The organism is Blastococcus sp. URHD0036 (genome assembly GCF_000701365.1).
Classification (GTDB): Bacteria; Actinomycetota; Actinomycetes; order Mycobacteriales; family Geodermatophilaceae; genus Trujillonella.
Genome location: NZ_JNIK01000015.1, coordinates 419,639 through 430,738 on the forward strand (window position 1 = coordinate 419,639; position 11,100 = coordinate 430,738).

General features: G+C 76.3%; 11 protein-coding genes and 1 rRNA gene. 2 read left to right on the plus strand and 10 right to left on the minus strand.

Going from position 1 to position 11,100, the window contains the following annotated elements; translation table 11 throughout:
- Positions 1-8: 8 nt before the first annotated feature.
- The 5 genes from N555_RS0116320 to N555_RS0116340 form a co-directional block, all read right to left on the minus strand.
- Complete coding sequence (locus N555_RS0116320) at positions 9-719, minus strand: class I SAM-dependent methyltransferase (protein WP_029432567.1); 711 nt, start codon at positions 717-719, stop codon at positions 9-11.
- 132 nt (positions 720-851) lie between these two features.
- Positions 852-2,651: a DNA repair protein RecN gene (gene recN, locus N555_RS0116325; RefSeq protein WP_081866274.1), complete on the minus strand. Its 1,800-nt coding sequence runs from the start codon at positions 2,649-2,651 to the stop codon at positions 852-854.
- A 3-nt stretch (positions 2,652-2,654) separates the two neighbouring features.
- The gene (locus N555_RS0116330) at positions 2,655-3,683 is read right to left on the minus strand and encodes an NAD kinase (RefSeq protein ID WP_051684139.1); all 1,029 of its coding nucleotides are present in this window, start codon (positions 3,681-3,683) and stop codon (positions 2,655-2,657) included.
- 44 nt (positions 3,684-3,727) lie between these two features.
- Positions 3,728-4,525, minus strand: a complete 798-nt coding sequence (locus N555_RS0116335) for a TlyA family RNA methyltransferase (protein WP_029432570.1) — start codon at positions 4,523-4,525, stop codon at positions 3,728-3,730.
- Entirely contained in the window at positions 4,525-4,710 is a 186-nt protein-coding gene (locus N555_RS0116340; protein WP_029432571.1) for a hypothetical protein, read from the minus strand. The genes N555_RS0116335 and N555_RS0116340 overlap by 1 nt, the downstream gene beginning before the upstream one ends.
- A gap of 226 nt (positions 4,711-4,936) precedes the next feature.
- Here N555_RS0116340 and N555_RS0116345 point away from each other — a divergent pair, with 226 nt between their 5' ends.
- Positions 4,937-5,275 (plus strand): SCP2 sterol-binding domain-containing protein, encoded by a 339-nt coding sequence (locus N555_RS0116345; RefSeq protein WP_029432572.1) that lies wholly within the window; start codon positions 4,937-4,939, stop codon positions 5,273-5,275.
- A gap of 32 nt (positions 5,276-5,307) precedes the next feature.
- Here the strand turns inward: N555_RS0116345 and N555_RS0116350 are convergent, their stop codons facing one another.
- Both N555_RS0116350 and N555_RS0116355 read right to left on the minus strand, forming a co-directional pair.
- On the minus strand, positions 5,308-6,390 hold the full coding sequence (locus N555_RS0116350) for an HAD-IIA family hydrolase (RefSeq protein ID WP_029432573.1): 1,083 nt from the start codon (positions 6,388-6,390) through the stop codon (positions 5,308-5,310).
- Complete coding sequence (locus N555_RS0116355; RefSeq protein WP_029432574.1) at positions 6,387-6,782, minus strand: tetratricopeptide repeat protein; 396 nt, start codon at positions 6,780-6,782, stop codon at positions 6,387-6,389. Before N555_RS0116355 ends, N555_RS0116350 begins: the two co-directional genes overlap by 4 nt.
- Before the next feature lie 111 nt (positions 6,783-6,893).
- On the opposite strand from N555_RS0116355, the gene N555_RS0116360 reads away from it, so the two are divergent.
- Positions 6,894-8,213, plus strand: coding sequence for a DUF1015 family protein (locus tag N555_RS0116360; protein ID WP_029432575.1), 1,320 nt, complete (start codon positions 6,894-6,896; stop codon positions 8,211-8,213).
- A 5-nt stretch (positions 8,214-8,218) separates the two neighbouring features.
- Here N555_RS0116360 and N555_RS0116365 read toward each other — a convergent pair whose 3' ends face one another.
- From N555_RS0116365 to rrf, 3 genes are all read right to left on the minus strand, one after another.
- Entirely contained in the window at positions 8,219-8,578 is a 360-nt protein-coding gene (locus tag N555_RS0116365) for a single-stranded DNA-binding protein (RefSeq protein WP_029432576.1), read from the minus strand.
- A gap of 106 nt (positions 8,579-8,684) precedes the next feature.
- The gene (locus N555_RS26085) at positions 8,685-9,593 is read right to left on the minus strand and encodes a hypothetical protein (protein ID WP_081866275.1); all 909 of its coding nucleotides are present in this window, start codon (positions 9,591-9,593) and stop codon (positions 8,685-8,687) included.
- 1,310 nt (positions 9,594-10,903) lie between these two features.
- Positions 10,904-11,020: ribosomal RNA gene (rrf, locus tag N555_RS0116375) — 5S ribosomal RNA — on the minus strand.
- Positions 11,021-11,100 lie beyond the last annotated feature (80 nt).

Consider the following 11,100-nt stretch of genomic DNA (forward strand, 5'->3'; position numbering starts at 1 on the left):
CGGCAGGCCTACAGCTGCAGGGCCCGCTTCAGCTGGCCGGAGCGGTCGCCGGGGATCGTCTCGTCCCGCGTGAACAGCGCGACGGCGACCATGTACTCCGCCTCGCCGGCCCAGCCCCGGCCCTCGTCGACGATGCGGCGGATGTGCCGGGCGACCTTGGGCTCGGCGCTGTACGGGCCGAAGTCCAGGCCCATGGCCAGGAAGTTGACCACCCGGTAGCCGAGGTCGGCGGCGAGCCCCAGCGTCGTCACGGGGTCCGAGTAGCTCGGCACCGCGACGATCACGTTGTCGTAGCCGGCCTTGAGCAGCGCAAGCGAGAGGTCGTTGCCGTAGATGCCGCCCCAGAGCTCGGGCATGAGGATGTCCCGGTCGGGTGCCGGGATGTAGGGCGGGTTGGAGATGACGGTGCGCGCGGCGGGTGCTCCGGAGGAGTCGGCGCCGTCGAAGAAGTCGCCGAGCTCCACGGTGTAGCGGTCGGCCACGCCGCGGTCGGCGATGTTCGCGCGGGCCTGGTGGACCGTCGACGCGCTGATGTCGAAGCTGCGCACGCGCAGAGCGGGCAGGGCCATGACGACGTCGGAGATGGCCGTCGCGTCGCCGGTGCCCAGCTCGACGACGCCGTCGCGCTCCCAGCCCAGCTGCTCGCGGTAGTGCTGGAGCAGCACGCAGACGCTGAACCCGTAGTGCGCCGACTCGTCGGCGGAGGAGAAGCAGCTCACCGCCGGCGCCCGGTCAGCTGGGCGGACGGTTCCCGGCGGTCGTCGTCGACCTGGTGTCGGTTGCGCACGACCAGTCGCTACCCCGACGTCGCGACGATCAGTCCTCGCCCACCCGATCGGTGGCAGGAACTGTCAGCTGCGCGCCTCGGCGGCGACCGCCAGGAGCTCGCGGGCGTGCGCCTGACCGGTGTCGCTGTCGGCCAGCCCGGACAGCATCCGGGCCAGCTCCCGGACCCGGTCGTCGGCCTCGACGGCACGGATGTCGGTGGCGGTCACCCCCGCGCCGGTGTCCGGCGACTTGTCCACGACCAGGTGGGTGTCGGCGAACGCGGCGACCTGCGCCAGGTGGGTGACGACGACGACCTGGTGGTCGCGCGCGAGCCGGGCCAGCCGCCGGCCGATCTCGCCCGCGGCCTGGCCACCGACGCCGGCGTCGACCTCGTCGAAGACCATGACCGGCACGGGGTCGGCGCCGGCGAAGACCACCTCGATGGCGAGCATCACCCGCGAGAGCTCACCGCCGGAGGCGCCCTTGTGCACCGGCCGGGGCGGCGCGCCGGGATGGGCGGCCATGAGCAGGGCGACCTCGTCGAGGCCCTCCGGTCCGGGCTCCCCGGGATGGGTCTCGAGGGAGAACGACACCCGCGCGCTCTTCATCGCGAGGCCGGCGAGCTCGCGGCCGACCTCGGCGGCGAACCCGTCGGCGGCGGCGTGCCGCCCCTCGGAGACCGCGCGGCCCAGCTCGTCCACCTCGGCCCGGGCGGCGTCCCGCTCGGCGGTCAGCGCGTCCAGCGCCTCGTCGGAGACGTCGAGCTGCTCCAGCCGCGCCCGGGCGTCGTCGGCCCAGGCGAGGACGCCGGCCACGCCTGCCCCGGCGTCGGCGTACTTGCGCACGAGCGCGGTGAGCGCGGCCCGCCGGTCGAGCACCTCGGCCAGCCGGGCCGGATCGGCGTCCAGGTCGGCCACGTACCCGGCGAGCTGACCGGCGACGTCGGAGACGACCGCGACGGCGTCGGCGAGGTCCTGGGCGAGCAGCACCAGCGCCGGGTCGCCGGAGGCGGCGAGCGCCCGCTCGGCGGTGGCCAGGGCCGCGGTGGCGTCCTGGGGCAGCTCCCCTCCCCCGCCGAGGTCGCCGGTGACGTCGCCGACCAGCGCCACCCGCGCCTCCTCGACGGCGGCCCGCAGCGCGTCGGCGTCCCCGAGCCGGCGGGCCTGGGCGTCGAGCTCGTCGTCCTCGCCCGGCTGCGGCGCCAGCGCGTCGATCTCGGTGAGGCCGTGCCGCAGGACGTCGGCGGCCTGGGCGAGCTCGCGGGCCTGCCCCTGCCGCCGCTCGAGGTCGGCGGCGAGCTCGCGCCAGCGCGCGTGTGCGGCGCGATAGCGGTCCAGCAGCGCGAGGTGGTCGGCGCCGGCGTAGCGGTCCAGCGCGCGCCGCTGCTCGGCCGGACGGGACAGCCTCAGCTGATCGCTCTGCCCGTGCACCGCCAGCAGGCCCTCGGACAGCTCCGCCACCACGCCCACCGGGACGCTCCGCCCACCCAGGTGGGCGCGGGAACGGCCCTCGGCGCTCACGGTCCGGGCGAGGATCAGGCTGCCGTCGTCGTCGGGGTCGGCGCCGGCCTCGGCGGCCCGCTGCCACACCGGGGAGTCCTCCGGCAGCATCAGCCGGCCCTCGACTCCGGCCCGGCCGTTGGCCCGCACCCGGCCCGGGTCGGCGCGGCCACCGAACAGCAGGGTGAGCCCGGTGACCACCATCGTCTTGCCGGCACCGGTCTCGCCGGTGACGACGGTCAGGCCGGGGCCGAGCTCGAGGGTGACGTCGTCGATGGCGCCCAGGCCGCGGATCCGGAACTCGGTGAGCCGGCCCCGCGAGGGCTGCGCCGCCGGGGTCGGGACCGGAGCCGGCGTCCGCTCACGCGTCGTGGTCCGCGGCACCGGTCACCCCTCCCCGCCCTCGGCGTCCGAGGTGTTCACGTCGCGGGTGAGGACGTTGCGGCCCGAGGTGGGCGCCTCGTGCCCCGGGCCGTGCGCGCGGGTGTCGGGCAGCCGGGCCTCGCGGAAGCCGCGGACCGGCAGCCCGAACTTGGCGACCAGGCGGTCGCCGAAGCTGGTGGGGTGCACGCGGGCGATCCGCACGGGGCGGGCGGCCCGGCGCACCTCGACCCGGCCGCCGTCGGGCACCTCCAGAGAGCGGCGCCCGTCGGCCGAGACCCGCGCCCGGTTGCCGTCGGGCGGGATCGCCACGGTGAGCACGGAGTCGGGGCTGGTCACCAGCGGCCGGGCGAACAGGGCGTGGGCGTTGGTGGGCACCAGCAGCATGGCCTCGACGTCGGGCCAGACGACCGGGCCGCCGGCGGAGAAGGCGTAGGCGGTGGACCCGGTCGGCGTGGCGAACAGGACGCCGTCGCAGCCGAAGCTGGTCAGCGGTCGGCCGTCGATGCCGATGACGACGTCGAGCACCCGGGACCGCTCGGCCTTCTCCACCGAGACCTCGTTCAGCGCCCAGGTGCTGCCGACGACGGATCCGGAGGGGTCGAGGACGTCGACCTCGATGGCCAGCCGCTTCTCCACCGAGTACTCGCAGCGCTCGATCGCGGCCAGGGTCTCCTCGACCGCCTCGGGCTCGGTCTCGGCGAGGAAGCCGACCCGGCCGAGGTTGACGCCCATGAGCGCGGCGTTGCTGTAGCGGGCCAGCTCGGCGGCGCGCAGGAAGGTGCCGTCGCCGCCGAAGACCATGACGATCTCCGCGCCGCGGGCGGCCTCGGCGTCGGCCGGCACGATCTCGGCGCCGTCGATCGACAGGTCGGGCGCCTCGTCGGCGAGCAGGCGGACCACGATGCCGGCACGGGTCAGCCGGTCGGCCGAGCTGCGGGCCAGGTCCACGATGTCGCGCCGGCCGGTGTGCACCGCCAGGAGCACGTGCCGGGGCCCGTCGATCCCCTGTGCGGCCGCATCGCCGTCTGTCACGTGCCCTCCCCGTTCTCCGTCGTGCTGCTGTCCTGACGCCAGTGTCACTGGGGGCCCTCCTCGACCGCGCGGCGGACGTCGTCCTCCTCGGGCGGGCCGGCGTCGCGGCGCAGGTGCAGGAAGAACTCGACGTTGCCGGCCGGGCCCGGCAGCGGGCTCGCGACGACGCCCGCGGTGCCCCAGCCGAGTGCCGCCGCCGCTCGGGCGACCTCGAGCACGGCGGCCCGGCGGTGCTCCGGGTCACGCACCACCCCGCCGGACCCGAGCCGCTCGCGGCCGACCTCGAACTGCGGCTTCACCATGGGCAGCAGGTCAGCGGCCGCTGTGGCGCAGGCGGTGAGCGCGGGCAGCACCAGGCGCAGCGAGATGAACGAGAGGTCGGCCACGACGACATCGGCCGGACCGCCGATCTGCTCGGGCGTCAGGGTGCGGACGTTGGTGCGCTCGTGGACGTGCACCCGGTCGTCGGTTCGCAGGGACCAGGCCAGCTCCCCGTAGCCGACGTCGACGGCGACGACCTCGGCCGCGCCGCGGGTCAGCAGGACCTCGGTGAACCCGCCCGTGGAGGCGCCGGCGTCGAGGGCGCGGCGTCCGGCGACGTCGACCCCGAAGGCGTCCAGGGCGCCGAGGAGCTTGTGCGCGCCGCGGGAGACCCACCGCGGCTCGTCGGGATCGGTGCGGACCACGACCGGGGTGCCGGCCTCCACGCCGGTGGCCGGCTTGGTCGCGGCCTGACCGGCGACGGCGACGCGCCCCTCGGTGATGAGCGAGACCGCGTGCTCGCGGGAGCGGGCCAGACCCCGCCGCACGAGCTCGCTGTCGAGCCGGCTGCGGCGAGCCATCAGAGCTGGTCGATCGTGCGCAGTTCGCGCTCGAGTCGGGCGTGCTCGGCCTCGTAGACGTCCACGTGCTCGCTGACCGGCCGCTGGTCCAGGTCGGCGAAGACCGCCGCGCCGCTGCCGTCCGCAGCCGGGTCGTCGGCAGCCGGGACTGCTGCGGACGGGCGCTCCGCGGGCGGACCGGGCACGGGGCGAGGGCGGCTCGGCTCGGACATGGCGGCCGCCTCTCCGGGTCGTCGGGGACGGGCGGCGCGCGGCCGCCCGGCAGGATGTGGTGGGGTCGTGTCCCGGCTGCGAGGTTACCGGCCGGGGACGACGGGCACGGCCGCGTCGGTTCCTGCCCGCCGCTCCTGGCCGGCGGGACGCGACGCGGCACGGCTGCCGTGGAGACGGAGAACGAGGAGGTCGGCCCGCGTGGCGACGATCGAGCAGTGCATCACCGCCCTCGAGGGCGTCCTCGGCGGGCTCGCGTCCAAGCCCGCGGCGCAAGGCCTGGACCGGTCCCTGTCCTGCCGGCTGCCCGACCTCGGCCAGGTGCTGCGCGGGCGGCTGGCCGGCGGCACGGTCCGCGACCTGCACGCCGAGGACGACGGTCCGGGCGGCCCGAAGGCCGACATCCGTTTGACGATGAGCAGCGACGACCTCGTGGCGCTGACCGACGGGCAGCTGTCGTTCGCCCCGGCGTGGGCCTCGGGCCGCGTGAAGCTCGAGGCGGGTCTGCGCGACATGCTCCGTCTGCGCGCCCTGCTCTGACCCGGGCGGGTGCCCGCTCCCCGGTGCACCGCTCAGACCTCCGCCAGGTCCCATCGCCGCAGAGCCTCGCGCGCTGCCTCGTCGGCCGCCGCCACCGCGGGCGCCTCCTCCTGCCCGGAGGACGCGGCCCAGTGGGCGACGCACAGTGCGCGCAGGCTGTCGAGGCCGTCGCCGGCGGCGGACGGCGGCGTCGACCCGCCGTCCGAGCCGAGCCGCAACCCCGTGGGTCCGGCCTCCGCCCACCAGCTCCCGCACCGCCAGCGCTCCCCGTCGGCGACGACGGCGGGGTGGGCCACCAGCAGCCCGCCGCAGTCGGGGGCCAGCAGGTCGGGTCGCCGGTCGGGACCGGCGGTGAGCAGCGTGGCCGGGACGGTCACGCCGGTGAGCACGAGAAGGCTCGCCGCTCCCGCACGCCGGGCGCCCTCGATGTCGGTGTCCAGCCGGTCGCCCACGACCAGGGGTGAGCGGGCCGCGGTCCGCCGGACGCACTCGGCGTGCATCGCCGGATCGGGCTTGCCGGTGACGAGCGGCGCCTGGCCGGTCACCCCGGTGACCACCCCGACCATCGCCCCGTTGCCCGGCAGCGGCCCGCGCGGCGACGGGATGGTCGCGTCGGTGTTCGTGGCCACGTGCCGGGCACCGGCGCGCACCGCCACGACGGCTTCGGCCAACTGTGCCCAGCCGACCTCGCGCCCGTAGCCCTGGACCACGGCCACCGGGTCGTCCTCGGCGCGGTCCACCACGGTGAGACCCGCCTCGCGCAGTGCCACCGCGACCCCGGGACCACCGACCGGCAGCACCCGGGCACCGCTCCCCCACCGGGCGGCGACGACCGTGGCCGCTGCCTGGGAGCTGGTGATCACGTCGTCGGCGGACGCCGGCACCGCCAGCTCGCTGAGATGTGCGGCCACCTCCTGCGGGGTGCGGGCGGCGTTGTTCGTGACGAAGCCGAGCCGCATGCCGGCCTGGCGCGCCGAGGCGAGGGCGGCGGGCACCCCGGTTACCGCATCCGGTCCCACGTAGACGACGCCGTCGAGGTCGAGGAGGGCGACGTCGTGGACCGACGTGGGCGCCGGGCTCCCGGCGGCCAGCGGCGAGCTCTCCGGCGGGGTCATCGGGCACCTCGTGCTCGTCGGGCCCGGACCCCGCGGAGCTCTCGGGCGTAGTGGTCGAGGTCGGGGCGCAGCGCCACGGCCAGGGCCAGGTGCTCGACCGCCAGCTCCAGGTCCCCGGCCCGGCTCGCCGCCAGACCCAGGCCGAAGTGCGCGTAGTCGTCGGCGGGGTTGACCGCGATCAGCCGGGTGAAGCTGTCGATCGCCTCCGCGTGACGGCCGGCGTCGAACTGTGCCCGGCCCAGCGCCTCGAGCACGCTGCGCGACTCCGGCTCGGTCTCGGACGCCCGCGCGAGCAGCGTCGCGGCCGCAGCGGGGTCGCCGCTGGTGAGCAGCTGCAGGCCGCGTTGGTACCACTCGTAGACGCCACCCTCGGGCGTTCCCGTCTCGGTCACCGCCGAGGCCTCCCGTCCGGTCGTCGCCGCCCATGGCTGCCCGCCGCGCTCCACCTGGACGCCGAGCACGTCCGCGGAGGGCCGCGACGGCCCGCTCCTACCATCACCGCTGTGCCGCTCTCGCCGTCCGACGTCCCACCCGCCGCGGCGGGAGGGCTGGAGGTCCGGCCCTTCCGGGCGTTGACCTACCGGCGGCACGATCCCGAGCGGTTGGCCCGGGTGAGCTCGCCAGCCTACGACCTGGTGACCACCGCGGCCCGGTCCGAGCTCGCCAGCGCCGACCCGCACAACGTGGTCCGGCTGATCATCCCCGAGCTGGGCACCGCCGCGGCCGCACCGGGCCAGCCCGACGCCACCCGCTCCGAGCGGATCGTCGCGCACGCCGCCCGGACCCTGCGCGAGTGGGAGGAGGAGGGCGTCCTCGTCCGGGACGACGAACCGGCGCTCTGGGTCTACGCACTGCTGCCGCCGAACGGAACTCCTGCGACCGTGGGCTGGCTGGGCGCGGTGGCACTCCCCCCGCCCGGCTCGCGGGCGGTGCTGCCCCACGAGAACACCTTCCCCGTGGCGGTCGAGGGCCGGCGCGCACTTCTCGACGCCACGCGCACGGACCTCGAGCCGATCGTGCTGGCGCACGACCCGGAGCCCGAGGTGGCGAGGCTGACCGCGGCGGCGCAGGTGGGGGAACCGGAGCTGCGGCTCGTCGACGCCGACGGGGTCACCCACAGCCTCTGGCGGGTGACCGACCCCGCCGTGCTGAAGGAGGTCGCCGACGGACTTGCCGGCACATCCGCGGTCATCGCCGACGGCCACCACCGCTTCGCGGCGGCGCAGGCGCACGCCCGGGACGACGGCGCCACCGGCGAGCCCGCCGTGCTGGCGCTGATCACCCCCATGGGGCCCGGTGGCCTGCGCGTCGAGCCCATCCACCGGGTCGTGCCCGGCCTCGCCCTGGACGAGGCCGCCGCCGCAGCCGCACGGGGCTTCCACGTCACCCCGCTCCGCGCGGCGGACCGGTCGGAGCTGGTGTCCCAGGTGCACGCCTGGCAGCGAGACCCCGCGCAGACCGGGTTCCTGATCACGGACGGCCGGTCGCTGCTGCACCTCGACCAGCCCGACGACGCGGTGCGCGCGGCGATCCCCGACGGAGCCGCCTCCTGGCGTGGCCTGGACGTCGTCCTGGCCCACCACGGTCTCGTCGAGGGGCTCTGGGGTCGGGGGGACGGGCCCGACGACCTCGTGATCGCCCACGACCTCGGCCAGGCCCTGGACGGGGCGATCGACCGGGCAGGGGTGGCCGTGCTCCTCCGTGCGCCCTCGCCCGCCGATGTCGCCGCGGTCGCACGGGAGGGAGCCCGCATGCCGCGGAAGTCGACGCTCTTCGTCCCGAAGCCGCGCACCGGGCTCGTGTTCCGCCCGCACGAGGGCTGACCGGCTCACGCCGTCGCGCTGGCCGAGCCGGCCGAGGTGCGGGTGACCTTGCGCCCTCGCCGGCAGTTGACCTCGACCATCGACGCGGTACCGGTCGGGGTCCGCCAGAACCGGCGCTGCAGGGCGCCCTCGACCTCGATGACGTCGTCCGGTTCCCACGCCGCAGCCCGTCGCTGGAGAGCGCGGTCGTAGGTCACGCACTGGAGCACGTCGACGGTCTGCCCGCGGACCTGCGGCTCGGGCCGCCGCACCTTCAGCCGGAAGGACACCACGGTGTCCCCGCTCGGCAGCTCACGGTGCTCGGCGGGGGCGGCCATCCGCCCACGCAGCACCACGTCGTTCCGGTCGATCACTGCGATGGTCATGCAGGCAGCCTCCCGGCGGTCCGGCACGGGCGAGCCGTGCCGGACGCACCTGTGGACGCCGCATCGCGGTGTGGACGACGGGCCGCGTTCCGTCGGTGGCGGCTGCTCAGGCGCCCGGAGCCGCCTCCGGGCCGTCCGCCTCGTCCTCGTCCCCGGTCCCGTCGCCGATATCCGATCCGTCGGTCGCCGGTCCATCGGTCTCCCCGAGCAGCTCGGCCACCTCGGCCTCGATGTCGGCCTGGGAGACCCCGGGCAGGTCGAGCGTCTCGTCGTCCTCGACGGCGTCGTCGTCCTGCTCCGGCAGCTCCGCAGCGAGGTCGTCGGCGGGGAGGTCCTCGGTGGTGACGTCCCCGGCGGGGAGGTCGTCGGCGGGGAGGTCGATCTCGCCAAAGGCCACGTCCTCCTCCTCGGGCTCGGCCGCGGCGACGGCCGCCTGCCAGCTCTCGGCCTCGGGGCGTCCGGCCTCGGTCAGCAGGTCGGCATAGGCGCCGGCCAGCCTGAGCACCGACTCGTCGGTGAGGTCCAGCGCGTCGAGCCGCGGACGGCCACCCAGCGCCTCTTCGAGCACCAGGAGAGCCGCGGGCAGTTCACCGAGCTCGGCACGCGCTCCGGCCTCGACGAGCCGCAGCTCCGTCGTCTCCTCCGCGGGGGCGCCGGCGTCGAGCGCCTCCCGGACCAGTCGCAGCGCCACCTCGGGCCGGCCGAGCGCGCGCTCGCAGTCGGCCAGGACGGCGCGGTAGCCCTCGTCGCCGCTCATCCGCCGGTACGCCCGCAGCTCACGAGCCGCCTCGGCGTAGTCACCGGCGTGGTACGCGGCGACACCCACCGCCTCGCGCACCACGGCGATCCGTGACGCGCGGTCGCGCGCGGCACGGGCGTGGGCGAGGGCCTCGACCGGGTCCTCGTCCACCAGCGTCCCCGCCGCGACCAGGTGGGCGGCTACGCGCTGGGCGTTGCGTGCCTCCAGACTCCGCAGCGCACCGCGCACGTCGGCGTCCAGATCCCGCGGGTCCACCCAGTCGGGGATCTCAGGACCAGTCGGCAGCGGCGGCGTGCGCTCGGTGTCCCGCGGACGCGTCGGCCGCTCCGGTGCGCCGCGCCCGCCAGTGGGACGGCGGTCACGACGGTCGCCGCCGGCGGGCCGATCACCGGCCGGGCGGCGCTCCCGCCAGTTCCCGGCCGGGCCAGAGCCGCCACTGCGGTCCGGTGCAGGCCTGCGCTCGCGCCGATCGCCGGTAGGTGCGTTGCGCTCCCCCGTCGGTCGCCGCTCCTGCCAGCCGCCCCCGGACGCGGCATCACGCCGCGGCCCGCCGGACCCGCCACCACCCGCGCCCCGGGGAGCGCCCTGGCCACCGGACGGACGACGTTCCTGCCATCCGGTGGGCGATCCAGCCGCGTCGCGGCGAGGCCGGTCCTGCCACCCGGTACCGGTCGGGCGGCCACCGCCCTGGCCACCGGACGGACGGCGGTCCTGCCATCCGCCGGCAGTGCCACCGGCATCACGACGGGGGCGCTCCTGCCAGCCACCAGCCGATGCACCGGCATCACGACGCGGCCGGTCCTGCCAACCGCCGCCAGAACCGGTCGGGTCCTGTCGCGGACGGTCAGGCCTGCCCGCCGACGGGGCGCCCCGGCCGCCGCTGGCGCCTCGGGAGGCGTTCGCCGGACGGGGGCCGCGGTCCTCGTGGGCGCCGCCCGCGGAGCGGGGACCACCTGCGCCGGGACGACCGCGATCGCCCGGGGCGTCGCGGCGCCATGGCTGGCGCTCCCCCGACGGGCCACCGCGGCCCCCAGGGCCCTGGTCGCCACGGTCACGCCACTCGGGACGCGGTGCGCGCCCGGCCGCACCGGGCCGTCCCTGCCCGGCCACCCGGTCGGCTCCTCCGCGCGAGGCACCCGGGCGCCCACCGGACGGCTTGCGGTCACGCCAGCCGGAGCTCGCTGCTCCGCCGCCCTGACCGCCGTCCCGACGGGGACGCTCCTCACGCGGCGGACGCTCGGTCCACTCGCGACGCTCACCGGCCGGTCGCTGACCCCGGTGACCTCCGCCGGTCCGACCGGACTCGCTCGCACCGCCGCTCGCCGGGCGTCCACCCCCGCGGCTCTGCGCCCCTCCGGACGAGGCACCGTTGCTCCGTGGGCGGCCGGCGCCCCCGCTGCGGCCGTCTCGTCCGGCACCGTCACGTCGGGGTCCAGTCATGGTGTTCGCGATACCTCGATGTTCATGGGCGCACACTCGTGCGCCGGAATCCTGCTGGCGGCATGGGGACAACGCAGAAACGGGGGCCGGAGCCAATGGCTCCGACCCCCGTTCTGTGAATGGTTGTCCGGCGGTGTCCTACTCTCCCACCCCGTCTCCAGGGCAGTACCATCGGCGCTGAGAGGCTTAGCTTCCGGGTTCGGAAAGGGACCGGGCGTTTCCCTCTCGCCATGACCGCCGTAACTCTATGAACTTGTCAACCCGCCCCACCATTGTTGCCGGTGGGCGTGGTCGTTCGTTCAGAACTGCACAGTGGACGCGT

Bases quoted from the DNA above. Each gene is read 5' to 3' on its own strand.
- N555_RS0116335 (WP_029432570.1), bottom strand. From the start codon at position 4,525: ATGGCTCGCCGCAGCCGGCTCGACAGCGAGCTCGTGCGGCGGGGTCTG.
- N555_RS0116350 (WP_029432573.1), bottom strand. From the start codon at position 6,390: ATGACCCCGCCGGAGAGCTCGCCGCTGGCCGCCGGGAGCCCGGCGCCC.
- N555_RS0116365 (WP_029432576.1), bottom strand. From the start codon at position 8,578: ATGACCATCGCAGTGATCGACCGGAACGACGTGGTGCTGCGTGGGCGG.